The organism is Streptomyces sp. NPDC005805 (assembly GCF_040630445.1).
In the GTDB taxonomy this organism is placed as follows: Bacteria; Actinomycetota; Actinomycetes; order Streptomycetales; family Streptomycetaceae; genus Streptomyces.
On record NZ_JBEXXN010000009.1, the window covers coordinates 89886 to 109559 of the forward strand.

Annotated in this window: 13 protein-coding genes; 6 read left to right on the forward strand and 7 right to left on the reverse strand. The window is 75.0% G+C overall.

Annotated features, from left to right (window positions below):
- Positions 1-196 precede the first annotated feature (196 nt).
- A complete protein-coding gene (locus ABZ457_RS07915) occupies positions 197-379 on the forward strand; it encodes a hypothetical protein (protein ID WP_359155083.1) in 183 nt (60 codons plus the stop codon).
- Between the two features lie 87 nt (positions 380-466).
- Here the strand turns inward: ABZ457_RS07915 and ABZ457_RS07920 are convergent, their stop codons facing one another.
- The 4 genes from ABZ457_RS07920 to ABZ457_RS07935 all read right to left on the reverse strand — a co-directional run bounded on the left by ABZ457_RS07920 (position 467) and on the right by ABZ457_RS07935 (position 5925).
- The gene (locus ABZ457_RS07920; RefSeq protein WP_359155086.1) at positions 467-1234 is read right to left on the reverse strand and encodes a hypothetical protein; all 768 of its coding nucleotides are present in this window, start codon (positions 1232-1234) and stop codon (positions 467-469) included.
- A 267-nt stretch (positions 1235-1501) separates the two neighbouring features.
- Positions 1502-2608, reverse strand: a complete 1107-nt coding sequence (gene prfB / locus ABZ457_RS07925; protein WP_359155088.1) for a peptide chain release factor 2 — start codon at positions 2606-2608, stop codon at positions 1502-1504.
- A 114-nt stretch (positions 2609-2722) separates the two neighbouring features.
- Entirely contained in the window at positions 2723-3991 is a 1269-nt protein-coding gene (locus ABZ457_RS07930) for a serine/threonine-protein kinase (RefSeq protein ID WP_359155090.1), read from the reverse strand.
- Between the two features lie 251 nt (positions 3992-4242).
- On the reverse strand, positions 4243-5925 hold the full coding sequence (locus ABZ457_RS07935; RefSeq protein ID WP_359155092.1) for a serine/threonine-protein kinase: 1683 nt from the start codon (positions 5923-5925) through the stop codon (positions 4243-4245).
- A gap of 566 nt (positions 5926-6491) precedes the next feature.
- On the opposite strand from ABZ457_RS07935, the gene ABZ457_RS07940 reads away from it, so the two are divergent.
- The 4 genes from ABZ457_RS07940 to ABZ457_RS07955 all read left to right on the forward strand — a co-directional run bounded on the left by ABZ457_RS07940 (position 6492) and on the right by ABZ457_RS07955 (position 14473).
- Positions 6492-10649, forward strand: a complete 4158-nt coding sequence (locus tag ABZ457_RS07940) for an FHA domain-containing protein (RefSeq protein ID WP_359155094.1) — start codon at positions 6492-6494, stop codon at positions 10647-10649.
- A 176-nt stretch (positions 10650-10825) separates the two neighbouring features.
- Positions 10826-12187: an ABC transporter substrate-binding protein gene (locus ABZ457_RS07945; RefSeq protein ID WP_359155096.1), complete on the forward strand. Its 1362-nt coding sequence runs from the start codon at positions 10826-10828 to the stop codon at positions 12185-12187.
- Between the two features lie 67 nt (positions 12188-12254).
- Positions 12255-13538 carry a sugar ABC transporter permease gene (locus ABZ457_RS07950; protein WP_359155159.1) on the forward strand — a complete coding sequence of 428 codons (1284 nt, stop codon included), beginning with the start codon at positions 12255-12257 and terminating at the stop codon, positions 13536-13538.
- Complete coding sequence (locus ABZ457_RS07955) at positions 13535-14473, forward strand: carbohydrate ABC transporter permease (RefSeq protein ID WP_359155098.1); 939 nt, start codon at positions 13535-13537, stop codon at positions 14471-14473. The genes ABZ457_RS07950 and ABZ457_RS07955 overlap by 4 nt, the downstream gene beginning before the upstream one ends.
- A 50-nt stretch (positions 14474-14523) precedes the next feature.
- Here the strand turns inward: ABZ457_RS07955 and ABZ457_RS07960 are convergent, their stop codons facing one another.
- The 3 genes from ABZ457_RS07960 to ABZ457_RS07970 form a co-directional block, all read right to left on the reverse strand.
- Complete coding sequence (locus tag ABZ457_RS07960; protein WP_359155100.1) at positions 14524-16281, reverse strand: bifunctional glycosyltransferase/class I SAM-dependent methyltransferase; 1758 nt, start codon at positions 16279-16281, stop codon at positions 14524-14526.
- Positions 16282-16395: 114 nt separating this feature from the next.
- Entirely contained in the window at positions 16396-17640 is a 1245-nt protein-coding gene (locus ABZ457_RS07965; protein ID WP_359155102.1) for a glycosyltransferase family 39 protein, read from the reverse strand.
- A 240-nt stretch (positions 17641-17880) separates the two neighbouring features.
- On the reverse strand, positions 17881-18525 hold the full coding sequence (locus ABZ457_RS07970) for a TetR/AcrR family transcriptional regulator (RefSeq protein WP_359155104.1): 645 nt from the start codon (positions 18523-18525) through the stop codon (positions 17881-17883).
- Positions 18526-18784: 259 nt separating this feature from the next.
- Between ABZ457_RS07970 and ABZ457_RS07975 the strand changes: the two genes are divergently transcribed.
- Positions 18785-19612 (forward strand): ABC transporter permease, encoded by an 828-nt coding sequence (locus ABZ457_RS07975; RefSeq protein WP_359155162.1) that lies wholly within the window; start codon positions 18785-18787, stop codon positions 19610-19612.
- The last annotated feature ends 62 nt before the right edge of the window (positions 19613-19674 follow it).

Sequence of the window (19674 nt, forward strand, 5' to 3'; positions counted from 1 at the left end):
TTATATCCCTTCTTGGGCCCGCCCCCGTCGCCCCTCACCCGGTCACGGGAGGGGTACGAACCGGGCGGGGCGCGCCGAAAAGCGCGTGAGCTGGCACAGTGGTAGGGGAACAGTCGCGTTTCCCCGCACGTTGTGGGGAGAGGAATGTGCTGACGGTCCGCGCCTGCGGCTCCGGCGCGCGGGAGGAGGAAGGCGCATGACGTACGACCGACTGGTGTGCGGGAACTGCGCCGCCCCGGTGGCTCAGGGCCGCTGCCCGGTCTGCCGCGCCAACCGTGAGCGCCTCCAGCAGGAGGCCCCCTTCGCCGGGCTGAACCCGGTGGCGCTGCTGGCCCTGCTGGTGATCCTGGTCGCGGCGGTGGCCCTGCTGGCCGCCTGACCGCCCCCTCCAACCACCGGGAAGGGCCCGGAGTGCTCGGCACTCCGGGCCCTTCCTCGCTGTCACCCGCGTGACCGCGCGTAGCCCTTAGGCGACGGTGCGTCCGCCGACGAGGCGCGGCAGCATCCGGAAGCCGATGCCACCGGCGATCATCGTCGCGGCACCGAGCAGCAGGAACGTGGTCTCGGCGGCGCCGGTCTCGGCCAGCTCCTCCTTGGCCTCGCCCTGCTCGACCGGCTGGGAACCGGCGTTGTCGGTGTCGGTACCGGCGGTGGCGTCACCGTCGATCACACCACCGTTCGGGTCGGTGCCGGAGCCACCGGTGCTGGTGCCGCCGTTGTCACCGCCACCGGTGGCGGTGCCGCCGTTGTCGCCACCGCCGGTCGCGTCACCCGAGGTACCACCGTTGGTCGGGTCGCCGTTCGCCCCACCGTTGGTCGGGTCGCCGTTCGCCCCACCGTTGGTCGGGTCACCATTGGCGCCACCGTTGGTCGGGTCACCGTTCGCCCCACCGTTGGTCGGGTCACCATTGGCGCCACCGTTGGTCGGATCGCCGTTCGCCCCACCGTTGGTCGGGTCACCATTGGCGCCACCGTTGGTCGGGTCACCGTTCGCCCCACCGTTGGTCGGGTCCGGCTCACAGAGGGTGGGGTCGATCTCGCAGTCGTCACCGGGGTCGCCGGGACCCTCGGTGTCGTTGACGCCCAGGCCGGCCTCGATCTCGATGCCGGCAACCTCGGCCTCGGCGTTGAGGCCGAAGGCCTGCGCCGCACCGGCGGCCGTCAGCGACGCACCCGCGGCGATCACGGCGCCGGCGGCTATGCGCGCGACACGGATCCGCGTCTTCTTCGTCATGTGTTTGCTACCCCCAGTAGCTCATCGTCATCAGGGCACCGTCCGGGGCAGCAGACCCAGGGGTGTCAACTCCGCCCCCGTTTCACACGCGCCCCGCGAACACGCATGCCGCACGCCAGCTTTCCCAGTTTCCGAAGGGGCGTCAAGGTCGTTAGCAGGCGCGATGTCCGATATGAAGTCAGTTGACTGACCTGCCGGATGCAACTGTGACATAAAAGGGAACTGCCGCCCCGGGGGCGGCAGTTCCCTTGTCGACAAAGCGAGTTGCTACTTCTCCTGCTGCTTGCGCCAGCGAATTCCCGCTTCCAGGAAGCCGTCGATCTCGCCGTCCAGGACCGACTGGGGGTTGCCGACCTCGAACTCGGTGCGGAGGTCCTTCACCATCTGGTACGGGTGCAGGACGTACGAACGCATCTGGTTGCCCCAGGAGTTGCCGCCGTCGCCCTTGAGGGCGTCCATCTTGGCCTGCTCCTCCTGGCGGCGGCGCTCAAGCAGCTTCGCCTGGAGGACGTTCATGGCGCTCGCCTTGTTCTGGATCTGGGAGCGCTCGTTCTGGCAGGAGACCACGATGCCGGTCGGGATGTGCGTGATGCGCACCGCCGAGTCGGTGGTGTTCACGCCCTGGCCGCCGGGGCCGGAGGCGCGGTACACGTCGACGCGCAGCTCCGACTCGTCGATCTCGACGTGGTCGGACTGCTCGACGACCGGCAGCACCTCGACGCCCGCGAAGGAGGTCTGGCGGCGGCCCTGGTTGTCGAACGGGGAGATGCGCACCAGGCGGTGGGTGCCCTGCTCCACGGAGAGGGTGCCGTACGCGTACGCGGCCTTGACCACGAAGGTGGTCGACTTGATGCCGGCCTCCTCCGCGTACGAGGTCTCGTAGACCTCGGTGCCGTAGCCGTGCCGCTCGGCCCAGCGCAGGTACATGCGCTGGAGCTGCTCGGCGAAGTCGGCCGCGTCGACGCCGCCGGCCTCGGCGCGGATGTTGACCAGGGCCTCGCGCTCGTCGTACTCGCCGGAGAGGAGGGTGCGGACCTCCATCTCGTCCAGCGCCTTGCGCACGGACTCCAGCTCGGTCTCGGCCTCGGCGCGGGTGTCCGGGTCGTCCTCGGCCTCGGCGAGCTCGAAGAGGACTTCGAGGTCGTCGATCCGGCTGCGCAGGGCCTCGGCCTTGCGCACCTCGGCCTGCAGGTGCGAAAGCCTGCTGGTGATCTTCTGCGCCGCCTCGGGGTCGTCCCACAGGGACGGTGCCGCCGCCTGCTCCTCGAGCACGGCGATGTCTGCCCTCAGCTTGTCGAGGTCCAGGACGGCCTCGATCGACCCCATGGTCGAGGAGAGGGACTTCAGCTCTTCGGAAACATCGACGACTGCCACGGGTCCAGCGTAACGGCTGCACGGAGTGTCCCGTGCTGGCCCCGGAGCATCCGCCCCGCGCGGGGGCTCGGCCCGGGCCTGGGAGGTGTCCGGACCCGATCCGCCGGACGCCTCCTACGGCTCCGCCGGGGCGGACTGCCGGGTGTCCTCCGGCGCCGGCCCGTCCTCGTCGCCGCTCACCGCGAACCAGCCGCCGACACCGACCGCAGCCGCCACGGCGATCGCCGCGACGCCCAGGGTGATCCGGCGCCGGCGCACGGACGCCGGGCGGTTGCGGGCCGAGCCCGGGCGGCGCTGGCCCGGGGTCCGGGGCGCGCGGGCCGTGCCGTGCGCCCCGCCCGCCAGCTCGTCGGGGGCGGGGACGCGCATCGAGGTGTGGGTGTCGCGGTTGGCGTCCGCGGGCGCGGCGCCGGGCACCAGGGGGACCGAGCCCCGGCGGCGCTGCGGGGCGGGGGCGTCCGGGGAGGCGTCCTCGTACGGCTCCTCGGCCGGTTCGGCGTCGGGCTCGTCGACGTCCAACGGCGGGATGCCCTTGAGCAGCGGTTGGAGCTCCCGCAGGCGGTGCGCCAGCTCCGAGGCGCGCAGCCGGGAGGCGGGGGCCTTGGCCAGGCACTGGACGAGGAGCTGCCACAGCTCCTCCGGGATGCCGGGCAGCGGGACGACCGTCTCGGTGACATGGCGGCGCAGGACCGCGCCGGGGTGGCCGCCGCCGAAGGGCGTGAAGCCGGCCAGCAGCTCGTAGAGGACGGTCGCCAGCGCGTAGATGTCCACGGCGGCGCGCGGCGGCAGGCCCTCGACGATCTCGGGGGCGATGTAGTCGGGGGTGCCGATGATCCCGGAGGCGTTCGGGGCGCCGGCGGCGGAGCGGGTGGCCTTGGTGCGGCGCGGGGTGTCGATCAGCTTGGCCACGCCGAAGTCGGTCAGCAGGGCGGGGTGCGCCCCGCCGGGGCCGAGCGGACCCTCCATGTCGAGCAGGATGTTCTCCGGCTTGACATCGCGGTGGACGACCCCGGCGGCATGGGCCGCCGCCAGCCCCTCGGCCACGTCGGCGACGATGGCGACGGCCGCCTCGGGGGCGAGCCGGCGCTCGCGGTCCAGCCGGGTGCGCAGATCGGTGCCGCGGACCAGGTCCATGACCAGCGCCAGGTCGTTCCCGTCCACGACGAGGTCGCGGACGCCGACGACCCGGGGGTGGTCGAGGCCGAGCAGGGCGGTGCGCTCCTGGACGAAGCGGCCGACGAGGTCCTGGTCGCAGGCCAGGTCCTCACGCAGCAGCTTGACGGCCACGGGCCCCTCGGGCCCTTCCCCGAGCCACACCGTGCCGGCGCTTCCCCGTCCCAGGATCTGGTGGGCCGTGTACCGGCTGCCGATATTCCGTGCCAAGACTGCTCCCTGACTGCTCCCTCAGCGGCGGGCGTTGCCCTGAGAAACACCCCACAACCTACGCGGGCATCGGGGAGCTGTGTGCCCCGGATGTCGCCGACCTTCACTTCTGCGGGATAAATCAGCCCGGAGAAGTCGACAAATCCACCAAGTCGCCCGTCCGGAGGCGCGCGCCGGGCGGGACGGGGCGCGCACAGGGACGGCCCCCGGCGACCACTGGTCGCCGGGGGCCGTGACACCTCCTGGCCCGCCTACTGCGGGTTGGTGACCTCGTCCGCGGTCTTCTGGGCCTCGCCGAGCTGCGAGAACCAGTCGCTGACCTTGCCGATGCCGTCACCGATGGCGTCCCAGTAGCTCTTGCCCTCCGCGATCCAGCCCTGCAGCGGGGTCAGCTCCCAGATGAGCCAGCCGCCGATGACGAAGAGCACGATCATGACCAGGCAGCCCTTGAGGCAGCCCAGGCCCGGGATGCGCACCGGGTTGGCGCTCCGCCGGCGCGGCTCGCGCGGCGGCCGGGGCGCGGGGGGCTGCGGCTGCTGCGGCGGGTTGTAGGGCTGCGGAGCCGGGGCGTACGGCTGCGGCTGGGGCGGGGGCGGCTGCTGGCGCCGCTGGGGCTGCCGCGGCTGCTGGTACGGCTGGGGCTGGGGAGCCGGCGCGTACTGCTGCTGCCGCTGGGGCGGCTGCTGCGGCTGCTGCTGGGGCCGGCGCTGCGGACGGCGGCGCAGCGGGTCCTGGTCCGGGTCCAGGTACTGCATCTGCGTCTGCTCGTTGCGGTCCCGGACGGCGCGGAGCTGGGACTGCCACGGGTGCGGGTCGTCGGGCCCGGCACCGGGCGGGACCGGCGGCATGACGGAGGTGGGGTCGGCACCGCCGCCGCCCGGGCCGGTCTGCGGCATGACGCTCGTCGCCGCGGAGGGGTCGTACGCGGGCGGGCCGCCGGCCGGGCCCCGGCCGGCGCCGGTGTTCGGCAGCACCTGGGTGGGGTCGGCCGCGCCGGGGGTGTCCGGGACGGGCGCGGGCGCCGGGTCGGGCGCGAGCAGGGCGCCGACGGCGAGCGCCGCGTCCACCTGGGCGGCGCCCGCGTGGACGCCGATGCCGGCGGCCACCGTGCGCAGCCCGCGGGCCAGGTTCTCGGCGCTGGGCCGCTCCCCCGGCTCCTTGCGCAGACAGCGCTCGATGACGGTCCACAGGGGCTCGGGCACGGTGGTGGGCCGCCGGGGCTCCTCGCTGAGGTGCCGGTGCAGCACCTCCAGGGCGCTGCCGCCGGAGAACGGGGGGCGGCCGGTGACCAGTTCGTACAGCAGGATGCCCGCGCCGTAGATGTCGACCGCGGAGGTCTGCGGCCGGCCCTCGGCGGACTCCGGCGCGACGTACGCGGGCGTGCCGACGAACTCGTGGGTGCGGGTCAGGCCCGGGGAGTCGGCGAGGCGGGCGATGCCGAAGTCGGTCAGCATCGGGTGCATCCGGCCCTCGGCGTCCGTCTTGAGCAGGACGTTCGCGGGCTTCAGGTCGCGGTGCACGACGCCGTCCGCGTGGCTCGCCGCCAGGGCGTCGGCGATCTGCGCGGTCATCAGGGAGGCGGCGACCGGGGAGAGCGGGCCGTTGTCGCGCAGGTAGTGGTGCAGGTCGGGGCCGTCGACCAGGTCCATCACGAGGGCGAGCAGATCGCCCTCGACGACGAGGTCCCGGGTCCGGACGATGTTCTCGTGGGTGAGCCGCAGCAGGACGGAGCGCTCGCGCAGGAAGCGCATCACGACGTCCGCGTCGTTGGCCAGCTCCTCCTTGAGGACCTTGATCGCGACGGTCTCGCCGGGCTGGCCGGGGACGGCCGCCTCGGCGCCCGCCGTCTCCCGCTGGCGCGCTCGCCAGACGGTGCCCGTGGCGCCGCGGCCGAGCGGCTCCTCGAGCAGGTACTTGCTGCCTACCGGCCGCACGTCGCGCTCCCTGCTGATCGGGGTCTCACATGGATCTCACTGGACCGGGCCCGCCGATGATCCTTTGATCCTGACGGCCGCCCGGTGTCCGGCCCACTGTAATGCCGGGGAAGGGATCACCGGCGGCCCCGGCGGGACCAGTTTCCCGGTCGTCCCTGCTCGAAGGGAGACGCGAGGGCCGCACAGACGGTTGCCGCGCCCAAAGGCGACGAAGTTCGTGATTCGGGCCACGTGCGGGCCGCGTCCGCGCCGGATTCGGGCCACGTGCGGGCCGTGTCCGTGCCGTGCCGATGTCCGGCTCGTCCCCCGTTCGTTTCCCAGCAGGCACTTTTGCGCCCAGAGCCGACCATTCAAGATCACTTATGGGTGGGGGCCGGGCGTGTTGTCGGCGACAGGTGCAAGGATGCCCTCAGCACAGAGCCGCACGGGGGGTGCCTCCCGGGCGTGCACGCGTATGCGGGCGGTCCGGGGCGGTGGCGGGCTCGTGCGACACCTGCCGGGTGGGGGCGATCGGGGCAGCCGCTCCCTCTGCCGGGCACCGCGCGCAGAAGGGATTGCTGACGGCGATGCAGATCCGGCTCACGGTGCTCGCGCCGCGCGGCGGGCAGTCCGCCCCGGCGGGGCGGGCCTGCGACGTGCTGGTCACCGCCCCCGCGGGTACCGCGCTGGCGGCGGTGGCCTCGGGTCTCGCCTCCGCCGTCGCCGGCCCGGACGCCTCGGGCGCCGTCGTCCTCTACGCGGGCCGGGAACGGCTCGACCTCCAGCGCAGCACCCTCGGCGAGCCGCCGCTGCTCGACGGCGCGGTCCTCTGCCTGAACGCGCCGGCCGAGGACGAGCCGCACGCCCTGGAGATCCCGGCGGAGCTGCATGTCGTCGCCGGCCCCGACGCGGGCGGGGTGCATCTGCTGCACGGCGGCCGGATCAGCGTGGGCCGCTCGGCCGACGCGGACGTGCCGCTGGACGACCCGGACGTCTCCCGGTTGCACTGCGAGGTGACCGTCACGGACGACGGCCGGGTCACCGTCGCGGACCTCGGCTCCACCAACGGCACGACCCTGGACGGCGCCCCGGTGGGCACCCGCCCGGTCCGCCTCGGCGCGGGGGCGCTGCTGCGCGTCGGCGAGTCCACCCTCCGCCTGACGGCCTCCGGCCGCGGGACCCCCCTTCCGACGGCGGCGGACGGCGAGGGCCACCTGCGCGTCCTCCGCGCCCCCGCCGTACCGGACCCGGGCGCACCCGGGGCCCGTGTCCCGGCCCAGTACGCACCGGGGGCGGCGGGGCCGGGCGTGCAGCCGACCCCGGCCGGGCAGGGCACGGCGGTTCCGGGCGCGGCCGGAGGGTCCCGGCCCGGCCAGGACCCTGCGGGCACCACGCCCCGGGCGGGCTTCGGGCCCGGCGCGACCGAGACCGGGCGCTCTGCGGGTCCCCCGCCCCTCGGCGACCCGGGTGACCGAACGGGTCGGCACGGCCCGGCGGTACCGCGCGCCGAGGGAGGGGCGTGGCCCGGCCAGGACGCCGGCGGCGGGGCTGCGGGCACCGCGCCCCGGGCGGGCTTCCCGGCCCCGCGCCAGGCCGATCCGGGCTCCGGGCCCGGGGTGGCCGAGGCCGGTGGCCGAACCGGTCGGCACGGCACGGCCGGGTCGGCCGACTCCGCAGGGCCCCTGCCCGGCCAGGGCGACGGTCCTGCGGGAGGCGCGTCCCGCTCGGGCTCGGCGGCCGGGGACCCGGCCATGGGCGGCCGCCCCGGACACGGGCAGTACGGCACCCCGGGCGCGGGTGGATCACATGGCTCGGGCCCCTCGGGGCAGGGGTCCGGTGGTCCCGGGACCCACGGCACGGACGGGCTCTCCGGGCCGGGAGGCTCAGGAACGGAACCTCGCGCGTCCCTGCGCGGCGGTGCGCACGGGCAGGGCCCCGGGGCCGGGGCCCACGGAGGCTTCGCGTCCTCCGCCCAGCTCCCCCGCTGGGCCCGCACGGCAGACCCGGGCGGCGCGCCCGAGCAGGGCGGCGGGCGCGCCGGCGCCACCCCGCAAGAAGGCTTCACGCCCCCCGGCGCGCCGGAGGGCCACGCGGGCCGCGCCCCGGGCCGGGCGCGCCCGGGAAGCGCCGGCGGCGACCCCCACGCCACGCACCACCCGGGGCAGCCAGGCCCCCACCCGGACGGCACCCCGGACTGGGCCCGCCCCGCAGACGGCGATGCGCCCGGCGCCGCAGCAGGCGCGCCCGACCAGGGGCACGCTCCCGGGAGGGCCGCACCCCGTGTGGCCCGCCCCGCAGGCGGCGGCGCCCCCGGCGCTGAAGCCGACGCACCCTATGTGAACCACCCCGCCCCCGGCCGGGGCAACGGCGCGCCCGGCCAACGGCGCGGTCCCGGCGATCCCGCCCCCGGCGCTGAAGCCGACGCACCCCGTGTGAACCACCCGGCCGACGACCCCGCCCCCGGCGGGGGCAACGGCACCCCCGCCCGCCGCCGCCGCGGCATAGGCGCGTGGGCGCGGCGGCTCGCCGGGGGGCGGGAGGAGCGCGGCGGGGCCGAGGCCGTGGCCGCGCCCGTCGTGGCCGAGGGCGGCGGGGGCGGCGTCGAGCGGTGGCCCGATCCCGCCGCCGTGCTGCTCACCGCGCTCGGGCCGGGCCCGAGGCTGTGGGAGCGGGACGGGGGCCACCCCGAGTCCCTGGTGCTGCGCCTCGGCACCGCCGACCGCGCCGAGCTGCCCTCCGTGCCCGTGACCGTCGCCCTGCGCGAGGCCGGGTCGCTGGGGCTCGCCGGGCCGAGGGCCCGGCTGGCCGGGCTCGCGCGGGCCGTCGTCGCCCAGCTCGCCGCGCTGCACTCGCCCGCCGAGCTGGAGATCGTGCTCATCAGCACGGACCGCGCCCGGACCACCGAGGAGCGGCGCGCCGAATGGGCCTGGCTCGGCTGGCTGCCGCAGGTGCGTCCCGCCCACGGCCAGGACTGCCGGCTGCTGCTCGCGTTCGATCGCGACCAGGCCGAGGCCCGCACCGCCGAGCTGACCCGCCGGCTCGACGACGGGCCCCTCGGCCTGGGCTGGCCCAGCGCGGACCCGGCCGCCGTCGCCGAGGCGGCCGCCCGGCACACCGGCCCCCGGACGGTCGTCGTCGTGGACGGCGACCCCGGCTCCGCCGCCCTGCGCGAGACGACCGCCCGGCTCGCCGGGGCCGGCCCGGCCGCCGGTGTCCATCTGGTGTGCCTCGCCGAGACCGCCGCCGCCTCCCCCCTCTCCCCCGTCGCCGCGACCTACGAGTCCGCCTGCCAGGTCTCGCTGCCGTTCCGCGAGTGCGGGGCGGTCGCCCTGCTGAGCGGTGACGTCGCGACCGCCCTGCGCGTGCTGCGCGTCGCGGGCGGGCGCACCGCCGGGCACGGCACCGTCGGCGCGGTGGACGCCGTCTCCCCCGCCTGGGCGGAGCGCTTCGGACGCGCGCTCGCCCCGCTGCGTACGGAGGGCCCGGCCGCCGCCCACCCCGGCCGTGCGTCCGCCCTGCCGCGTACCGCCCGGCTGCTGGACGAACTCGGGCTCGCCCGGGCCACCCCCGCGTCCCTGATGGCGCGCTGGGCCTCGGCCGGTGACGGCACGGTCGTGCTGGGCGCGGGCCCGCACGGCCCGCTGACCGTGGACCTGACGGCGGAGGACCCGCATCTGCTGATCGAGGGGCCGCCCGGCAGCGGGCGCACCGAGCTGCTGCGGTCGGTGGCCGCGTCCCTCGCCGCGGGCGCCCGGCCGGACCGGCTGGGCCTGCTGCTGGTGGACGGCGCGGGCGGCGAACGCGGCGACGGCCTGTCCGCCTGCACCGAACTCCCGCACGTCACCGAGCACCTGGTGGCGAGCGACCCGGTGCGGATGCGCGCCTTCGCCCAGGCGCTGGGCGGCGAACTGAAGCGCCGCGCCGAACTGCTGGAGGGCACCGACTTCGCCGACTGGCACGCCCGCGGCACGGGGAGCGAAGGCCACCGCACGGCGGGCGAGCGCCACGGCACGCCCACCCGGCACCCGGGCGCCCCCGCCGGGCAGCCCGGCACGGTCGCGGAGCACCTGGTCTCCCCTCGCACCGCCCCCGAGGCCGCCGCCCGCCCCGCGGCGGCCCCGGACGGTGCCGCCGAACGCGGCGAGTTGCACGCACCCCCCTCGCGCACCCTCCGGCTGCGCCCCGGCGGCCGGACCCGGCCGCCGGGCCCCGGCCCGCTGCCGCGCCTGGTCGTCCTGGTCGACGACTTCGACGCCCTGGTGGCCCCCGCGCTCGGCAGCCCGGGGCGCCCTGCGGCCGGGTCCGTGGTCCGCGCCCTGGAGGCCGTCGCCCGGGACGGCGAACGGCTCGGCGTCCACCTGGTCGCGACCTCCTCCCGGCCCGACCGCACGGCGGACACCCACCTCGCCGAGGGCGCCCGGCTGCGGGTGGTCCTCCAGGCCGCCCCGGTCGCACCGGGCCCGGACGACCCGGCGCCCGGCCGGGGCCGGCTCGGGCACCCGGACGGCCGGGTGACCGCGTTCCAGGGCGGCCGGGTCACCGGCCGCATCCCCCGGACGGCGACCCTGCGTCCGACCGTCGTCCCGCTGGAGTGGGAGCGGATGGGCGACCCGCCGGCCCGCCGCCCGGTGCGCGAACTGGGCAACGGCCCGACCGACCTGGCGCTGCTGGCCAGCGCGCTGGAACGGGCGGCCCGCTCGGTGGCGGCCGAGTCGCTGCCCCCGCTCACCCCGGCGCGTCCCTGACCGTGCGCGCCCCCGGTCCGCACCCGTCGACGCGAGCTGACGCGACGTCACAAGGCGATCACGAAAGCCCGGTTGCCCGCGATCGCGGTATTGCGGGCCCCAGACGACGGGCGTAGACCTGCTGTCACGGGACATCAGCGCAGGGGACAGCAGCGCACGGGAGAGACGGGGCAGCAATGCGCAGAACTCTTCGTACGGGCAGGGCCGCAGTGGTGTTCGCAGCCATCGGCGCCCTGGCCCTGACCGGATGCGGATCGGACGGGGACGGTGCCGGGACGCCGGAGGACGGCACCGGCAAGGAGACGAAGGCGACGGTCGAACTGCCGTCCCTGAAGGGCGAGACCGTGCAGGTGGCCGCCGTCTGGAGCGGCCCCGAGCAGGAGAACTTCACCAAGGTCCTGAAGGAGTTCGAGAAGCGGACCGGCGCCACGGTCACCTTCGTGCCCGCGCAGGACCCGATCGTCAACTTCCTCGGCACCAAGATCGCGGGCGGCAGCCCGCCGGACGTGGCGATGCTCCCGCAGGTCGGCGCGATCCAGCAGGTGGTGGAGCGCAAGTGGGCCAAGCCCGTCGGGCCGGAGGCGAAGGCCCAGCTGGCGAAGAACTACTCGCAGGGCTGGCAGGACCTCGGCGCGGTCGACGGCACGCCCTACGGCGTCTACTACAAGGCCGCCAACAAGTCCCTGGTCTGGTACAACACCACGGTCTTCGAGAACGCGGGCGCGAGCGAGCCGAAGAGCTGGGAGGAGTTCCTGTCCACCGCCGAGACGATCTCCGCCTCGGGTGTGACGCCGGTGTCGGTCGCCGGCGCGGACGGCTGGACCCTCACCGACTGGTTCGAGAACGTCTACCTCTCGCAGGCGGGCCCGGAGAAGTACGACCGGCTCGCCAAGCACGAGATCCCGTGGACCGACCCGTCCGTCAAGGACGCGCTGACCACGCTGGCCCAGCTGTTCGGCAAGCCGTCCCTGATCGCGGGCGGCGCGGACGGCGCCCTCCAGACCGAGTTCCCGGCCTCCGTCACCCAGACCTTCAGCGGCGGGGACACCCCCAAGGGCGCGATGGTCTTCGAGGGCGACTTCGTGGCGGTCAACATCGCGCAGACGGACGCGGAGATCGGCAAGGACGCCAAGGTGTTCCCGTTCCCGGCGGTCGGCGGCGGCGAGGCCCCGGTGGTCACCGGCGGCGACGCGGCCGTGGCCCTCAAGGACAGCAAGGGCGCGCAGGCCCTGCTCACCTTCCTCGCCTCCCCCGACGCGGCGGCCATCTCGGCCTCCGCGGGCGGCTTCATCTCGCCCAACAAGGCCCTGGACACCGCCGCCTACCCGGACGACGTGCAGCGGGACATCGCCGAGGCGCTGATCGCCGCGGGGGACGACTTCCGCTTCGACATGTCGGACCAGATGCCGCAGTCGTTCGGCGGGACGCCCGGCAAGGGCGAGTGGAAGGCGCTCCAGGACTTCCTGAAGAACCCGAAGGACATCGCCGGTACCCAGCAGCGCCTTGAGGCGGACGCGGCCAAGGCGTACAAGAGCTGACGGCATGGCTGCCGAGACGAAGGGGGGCCCGGCGGTGCCGGCGCCCCCCGAGGGCAAGCGCAAGAGCGTGACAGGCACACGTAAAGCGGTGGCGGTGGCCTTTCTGCTGCCCGCGCTGGTGCTGCTGGGCGCGCTCGTGGTCTACCCGATCGGGTACTCGCTCCAGCGGTCCTTCTTCGACCGGTCCGGCGACTTCGCCGGGTTCGCCAACTACGTCGAGATCTTCACCGACGGCACCATCCTGACCGCGGTCAGGAACAACGCGATCTGGGTGGTCGTCGCCCCCACGGTCGCCACCGCCCTCGGCCTGATCTTCGCGGTGCTGACCGAACGGGTGCGCTGGGGAACGGCGTTCAAGCTGCTGGTCTTCATGCCGATGGCGATCTCCATGCTGGCCGCCGGGATCATCTTCCGGCTGGTCTACGAGCAGGACCCGGAACGCGGGGTCGCCAACGCGGTCTGGGTGGGCGTCCACGACACCTTCAACGAGTCGGCCGGCTACCCCGGCGCCCGGCCGCTGCCCGTCCACCCGCTGGAGGCGGCCGGCGGCGGGGCGTACGTCACCAAGGAGCCCGTCACCGCGGGCACTCCGGTACGGCTCCCGCTGGTCGGCGTCGCCCCCGCGAAGATGCCGTCCGACGCGAAACCGGCCCGCGAGGCCCCGGCGGCGGACGGCGACGGGATCGGCGGCACCGCCTGGCTGGACTTCACCCGGGGTGGCGGCGGGCGGCCCAACGTCGTCGACCAGAAGGAACTGGGCCTGCCCGGGATCACGGTGCAGGCGGTGAAGGACGGCGAGGTGGTCGCCGAGACCACGGCGGCCGCCGACGGCACCTTCACCCTGCCCGCCTCGGCGGAGGGCGCCCTGCTGAGGCTGCCCGCGGAGAACTTCCGGGAGCCCTACAACGGCGTCAACTGGCTCGGCCCGGGCCTGGTCACCCCCGCGATCATCGGCAGCTATGTGTGGATGTGGGCGGGCTTCGCGATGGTCCTCATCGCGGCGGGGCTCGCGAGCGTGCCGCGTGAACTGATGGAGGCCGCGCGGGTGGACGGCGCCAATGAGTGGCAGGTCTTCCGCAAGGTGACCGTCCCGCTGCTGGCCCCGGTCCTCGCAGTGGTCCTGGTGACGCTGATGATCAACGTCCTGAAGATCTTCGACCTGGTCTTCATCATCGCGCCGGGCTCCTCCCAGGACGACGCCAATGTGCTGGCGCTCCAGCTGTACCGGTCCTCCTTCGGCACGGACGCGGACCTGGGGCTCGGCAGCGCGATCGCGGTGCTGCTGCTCCTGCTGGTGCTGCCGGTGATGTTCTTCAACATCCGGCGGATGCGACGGGAGGCACGGCGATGAGCGCCGAGGGGACGACGACCACCGACGGGAGCCCGGTCCCGGCCGCGCCCGTGCCGGAGAGGGCGACCGGGACCGGCCGGAAGCGGCCCTCCCTCGCGGCCCGGATCGCCACCCGCACCGGCGGGGGCGCGCTGCGGGTCTTCCTGGTGCTCGCCGCGCTGTTCTGGCTGATGCCCACGGTCGGTCTGCTGCTCTCCTCGCTGCGCAGCCCCGGGGACATCGCCGAGAGCGGCTGGTGGGAGGTGCTGACCGCCCCGGCCCAGCTCACCACGGAGAACTACAGCCGGCTGCTGGAGAACGAGGCGATCACCGACTCCCTCGGCTCCACCCTGATGATCACCGTCCCGTCCACGGTGCTGGTGGTCGTCATCGGCGCCCTCGCGGGCTACGCCTTCGCCTGGATGGACTTCCCGGGCCGCGACTGGTGGTTCATGGTGGTCGTGGGGCTGCTGGTGGTGCCGGTGCAGGTGGCGCTGGTGCCGGTGTCCGAACTCTTCGGCGCGGTCGGCATCTTCGAGACGACCCTCGGGGTGGTCCTCTTCCATGTGGCGTTCGGGCTGCCGTTCGCCATCTTCCTGCTGCGGAACTTCTTCGCGGAGATCCCCCGGGAGCTGCTGGAGGCGGCCCGGCTCGACGGGGCGGGCGAGGTGCGGCTGTTCACCCGGGTGGTGATGCCGCTGGGCGGGCCGGCCATCGCGTCCCTGGGGATCTTCCAGTTCCTGTGGGTGTGGAACGACATGCTGGTGGCGCTGATCTTCGCGGACTCCGAGTCCGCGCCGATCACGGTCACCCTCCAGCAGCAGGTACGGCAGTTCGGCAACAACATCGATGTGCTCGCGCCGGGCGCCTTCGTGTCGATGATCATTCCGCTGGCGGTGTTCTTCGCCTTCCAGCGGCAGTTCGTCTCCGGTGTGATGGCGGGAGCCGTGAAGTAGCGCGCGGGGCCGGGGGCGGCGGGTCGGCCGCCCCCTCCCTCCGGACCCGGTCAGCGGGAGACGCCCGCCCGGGGCCGCTCCGCCACCGCGCCCCGGCCGTCCGCCGGGGTGTACTGCCGGTTGAGGACGTCCTGTACGTCGACGTGCTCCCCGGCCACGATCGTCTGCGCCGCGTGCGGGGTGAGGACGGCCACGTACTGGTAGCCGAAGAGGGTGGGCCGGGCGCGGGTCAGCAGGCGGGAGGTCGCGCTCAGCACCCGGGCCGCCGCCCCGGCGCCCAGCACGGACCAGAAGGGCGCGCCCGTGGAGGTGAGCCGCAGTTCGTCGAAGCCCGCGGCGCGGACGGTCCGCCGCAGCCCGGCGCGGGTGAAGAAACGCAGATGCGTCTCGTCCAGGATGCCGCGCCGGTCGTAGCCGAAGGCGCCGGCGGCGACCCGCAGCCGTGAGTACCAGTGGCTGAAGTTCGGCACCGACAGCAGCATCCGGCCGCCGGGCACCAGAGCGTCCCGGAGCTGCGCGAGCAGGGCCTCCGGCCGGGACAGGTGCTCGATGACGTCCGCGGCGACGACGTAGTCGAAGCCGGTGCCGGCCTCCGCGGGCAGGCCGCGCTCCAGGTCGGCCAGGACGAACCGGGAGCAGCGCTCGCGCACCCCCGGCACCTCCACGCAGTCCAGGCCGGTGACGGTGTGCCCGAGCGCCTCCAGCCGGGCCGCGAACTGCCCGCCGGAGCAGCCGACATCCAGGACCCGGCCCGGGGGCATGGTGCGCATGATCCGCAGGATCGCGGCGTGCGAGGACCCGTCGCCCTCCTTGAAGGCGTACTCCACGGGCTTGGGAATCCACGGGCAGGTGCCGAAGCCCTTGAGCGCGAGGCGGTACTCCAGGACGTCCTTGACCACGTCCTTGGCGTAGCGCAGCCCGTTGACGTGGCAGATCTCGTCGCCGTAGTGGGTGGGGACGGGGATCTCCTCGATCCGCAGGCCCGCGTCGAGGAGCTGGACGATGATCTGGGTGTCGAAGTCGAAGGCGTCGCTGTTGCGGTCCAGCGGCAGCCGGCGCAGGGCGGCGACGCTGTAGGCGCGGTAGCCGGAGTGGAACTCGCTCAGCCGGGAGCCGAGGAGGGCGTTCTCGAAGCGGGTGAGGACGCGGTTGCCGAGCCACTTGTAGAGGGGCATCCCACCGCGCAGCGCGCCGCCCGGCTGCTTCATCCGGGAGCCGAACACGGCCTCGCACTCGCCGCGTTCGATCGGCGCGACCATCTGGGGCAGCAGCTCGGGGGCGTACTGCCCGTCGCCGTGCAGCAGGACGACGATGTCCAGGCCGCGGGCGGCGGCGAGGGCGTAGCCGGCCTTCTGGTTGCCGCCGTAGCCGAGGTTCTTGGTGTGGCGCATCACCACGGTGGGCGGCACGCCCTCCCGCTGCGACCAGCGGCAGCCCGCGGTGAAGGTCTCGTCGGCGCTCGCGTCGTCGAGCACCAGGATCTCGGCGACCCGGGACAGGAAGTCCCGGGGGATGCGGTCGAGGGTCTTCTCCAGGGTGGCCTCGGCGTTGTACGCGACGACGAGGATGCCGATCCGGGGCGCGGGGCCTCCGGTCCCAGGGGCCCGCGCCGGCGCGGGTGCGGGGGCGTGCGCCGGGGCGGGTGCGGTGGCGGCGACGGGCCGCCGCGCGGGCCCGGGCACGGCGGGCTCCGCACCGGCGGGACGGGCGGCCCCGGCCGGGGTGTGGTCCCCGTGCGGGCCCGGGGCGTCGGCCCCGGCGGTGGTCGGGCCGGGGCTCCCGAACGGGCTCTCGGGCGGGCTCTCCATCACGGGGACGTACTCCACTCTGCGTCGGGCGGAACGGCGGCAAGGGGCCGGGAACAGCGGGGGACGACGGACGGACGGGTGCGAACGGACGGGCGAAGGGCGTTCGGGCGGGGGTCAGTTGACGGGTGAGGCGGGCGCGGCCGGCGCCGGGGCGCGCGGGGCGACGACCGGCACCGGCCCGTCCTCCCGTGGCCCCGGCGGCCGGTCCAGGGCCCGGCGCAGCCCGGTCACGATGCCAAGGGCGAGCAGCAGCCAGGCGGCCTCGGCGAGATGGAGCGCGGGGTCGCTCCAGCGGACCGCGCTCGGGCCCGCGTAGACGACGACGGCCGCCGCCCCCGCCGCCGCGCTGTAGAGCGCGCCCTGCCAGAACCCGAACAGGAAGAGGCCGACCACGGGCCAGGCCAGGTACTGCACGGCCGAGCCGGTGCTGAGCAGCAGGAGCAGGGTCGTCGCCAGCGCGACCGCGTACGCCGGGTCCGCCGGTCTGCGCCAGGCGAGCCAGGCGCCCGCCCCCGCGCAGGCCAGCACGAACAGCAGATGGAAGTCCCCGCGCAGTCCCGCCACGAACCCGTCGGAGGCCCCGGCCAGATCGGCGATCCGCAGTAGACCCCACAGCCGCCACGGACCGCCCTCATAGCCGAGCACCTTCTCCCCCAGGCCCGCCGGGACGGTGGCCAGCGCCGGACCCCACAGCACGGCGAGGACGGCGAGGAACCCGGCGCCGAAGCGCACGGCGGCCGGCCGGCCGGCCCGCAGCGCGGCGACGGCCAGCGCCGGTACGGCGACGACCGGGACGAGCTTCACGCTGATCGCCACCGCGGCGGCCACTCCCGCCGCCCCGGGCCTGCCGCGCTCGGCCAGCAGATACGCGGCGAGGACCATGAACATGATCGCCACGGAGTCGGTGTTGCCGTGGTAGCCGGAGGTGGCGACGAGCACGGGGCTCAGGGCGAAACCGAGAGCGCAGGCCAGCGCCGCGCCCGGACTCCTTCGACGGCGGACGATCTCCAGGACGAGGAGCGCGGAGACCAGATCGGCCAGGCAGGCGGGGGCGCGGATCAGGCCCCCGAAGGGGATGCCGAGACCTTCCAGCCCGTCGAAGCCGAGGAGCATCAGGCCCGCGAGGGGCGGGTGGTTGTAGACGGGCTGGTCGGGGATCGGGGTCGCGTAGACGTCCACCGGGCCGACGCGGGCGATCACGGCGGCGAAGGCGTCGAAGATCCGGACGTCGGCGGGGCCGCGGGTCGTGGCGGCGAGGACCGTCTTGGCGACGAAGGCGGCCACCGACACGACGACCACGACGGCTCTCGCCCGTCGCACGTCGAGCGGCGCGGTTCCCGTACGCATGCGCAGACCCATGGCGGCCGAACGTAGCAACCGGCAACGCCGATGACGTGCACCGATGAACACACTTACGCGGCGGGGAGTTGACAGCGCTGCGTTCTCGGGGCGCGGGACGGCACGGGAATCACCCGTAAGGCGCACCGCGTGTCACGTAGCCCGGCCGGGTGGGGCCTCCCCGGGCCCGGGGCGCGGTATCCGGGCCCGCCGCGGGGGCGTGGGCGTGCGCGGGACGGGCGGGGCTCCGGGGGCAGGGCGTCAGCCGGCGCGGAGGGCCGCCACCGCGGAGGTGGCGAGTCCGTCCAGGTAGCCGGCGGGCAGCTCGCCCCGGACGACGGCCAGCCGCCAGTAGAGCGGGCCCACGATCAGGTCGAGCGCGCGGTCGGGGTCGGTGCCCGCCGGCAGTTCGCCGCGCGCCACCGCCTCGCGGACCACGACCGCGGCCACCCCCTGCCGGCTGTCGAGGAGGGCGGCCTTGATCGCGTCCGCGATCTCCGGATGGCGCGCGGACTCCACCAGCAGGTCCGGGATGACCCGGGAGGCCACCGGGTGGCGCAGCGCGTGCGCGGCCACCTCCAGCAGCGCGCGCACATCCCCGTGCAGGGAGCCGGTCGCGGGCGCGGGCAGCCCCTCGGCGGCGACGGCCGAGACCAGGTCGAGGACGAGTGCGAGCTTCGACTTCCAGCGCCGGTAGACCGCGGTCTTGCCCACCCCGGCCCGGCGCGCGATGCCCTCGATCGACATCCGGGCGAACCCGACCGCGGCGAGTTCCTCGAAGACGGCGGCGCGGATCGCGTCGGTCACGTCCTCGCGGAGCACGGCCGCTCCGGCGGGGGCGCGCCGGGGGGCGTCGCCGGGCGTCTCGCGGGGGGTTCCGGGGTGTGCGGGCATGGCCGGAAGCATACCGGCCGGGACGGAACAGTTGCGTTCCGACGTCGAAGCGCCCTACTGTCACCGTAGCGACGAAACGGTATCGTCCCGTCGTGAACCTCCATCCGGCCGTCCGCACCGAAAGCCGATCCGCGTGACCACAGCCCCCTCGGCCCCCTCCCCGGCACCGCCGCTTCCGGCACCTTCCCCGGAGCCCGCCGACACCACCGACAGCACCGCCGGAACCGTCGGGTCCGATCTCGCCGCCCTCGCGGCCCGCCACGGGCTCACGGTGAGCGGCGCCCGCCCGCCCCTCGGCGCGTATCTGCGCAGCCTCTGGGCCAGACGGCATTTCATCGGCGCCTTCGCCACCGCCAAGCTCACCGCCCAGTACAGCCGGGCCCGGCTGGGCCAGATCTGGCAGCTCGCCACCCCGCTGCTCAACGCGGCCGTCTACTACCTGATCTTCGGTGTACTGCTCGGCACGGGGGACGACGTCCCCGACTTCGTGCCCTTCCTGGTGACCGGCGTCTTCGTCTGGACCTTCACCGCCAACTGCCTGATGGCGGGCACCCGCTCGATCTCCGGCAACCTCGGCCTGGTCCGCGCGCTCCACTTCCCCCGCGCCTCGCTGCCGATCGCGCTGGCCCTCCAGCAGCTCCAGCAACTCCTGTTCTCCCTGGGCGCGCTGGTGCTGATCCTGGCCCTGTTCGGCGAGTTCCCCCGATGGACCTGGCTACTGGCGGTTCCCGCCCTGGCGCTCCAGGCCGTCTTCAGCACCGGTCTGTCGATGGTCCTCGCCCGCCTCGCCGCCCGGACCCCGGACGTGGCCCAGCTGATGCCGTTCCTGCTGCGCACCTGGATGTACGCCTCCGGGGTCATGTGGTCCGTGGACAAGGTGCTGGCGAGCGGCCGGGTGCCGGAGGCGGTCGGGTTCCTGATCCGCTACAACCCGGCGGCCGTCTACATCGACCTGATGCGCTTCGCCTTCATCGAGTCGTTCACCGCCGACCGGCTGCCCCCGCACGTCTGGGCGGCGGCCGCCGGCTGGGCGCTGGCCGCCGGGGTTGGCGGGTTCCTGTACTTCTGGCAGGCGGAGGAGAGGTACGGCCGTGGCTGACCCCGGCGGGCACACCCCAGCGGACGGCACCCGCGAGCACCCACCCGCGGACGGCGCCGGAG

Excerpts from the sequence above, each read along its gene's own strand:
- ABZ457_RS07915 (WP_359155083.1), top strand. The coding sequence starts at position 197 with ATGACGTACGACCGACTGGTGTGCGGGAACTGCGCCGCCCCGGTGGCT.
- ABZ457_RS07960 (WP_359155100.1), bottom strand. The coding sequence starts at position 16,281 with ATGGAGAGCCCGCCCGAGAGCCCGTTCGGGAGCCCCGGCCCGACCACC.
- ABZ457_RS07955 (WP_359155098.1), top strand. The coding sequence starts at position 13,535 with ATGAGCGCCGAGGGGACGACGACCACCGACGGGAGCCCGGTCCCGGCC.
- ABZ457_RS07965 (WP_359155102.1), bottom strand. The coding sequence starts at position 17,640 with ATGGGTCTGCGCATGCGTACGGGAACCGCGCCGCTCGACGTGCGACGG.
- ABZ457_RS07970 (WP_359155104.1), bottom strand. The coding sequence starts at position 18,525 with ATGCTTCCGGCCATGCCCGCACACCCCGGAACCCCCCGCGAGACGCCC.
- ABZ457_RS07945 (WP_359155096.1), top strand. The coding sequence starts at position 10,826 with ATGCGCAGAACTCTTCGTACGGGCAGGGCCGCAGTGGTGTTCGCAGCC.
- ABZ457_RS07920 (WP_359155086.1), bottom strand. The coding sequence starts at position 1,234 with ATGACGAAGAAGACGCGGATCCGTGTCGCGCGCATAGCCGCCGGCGCC.
- ABZ457_RS07940 (WP_359155094.1), top strand. The coding sequence starts at position 6,492 with ATGCAGATCCGGCTCACGGTGCTCGCGCCGCGCGGCGGGCAGTCCGCC.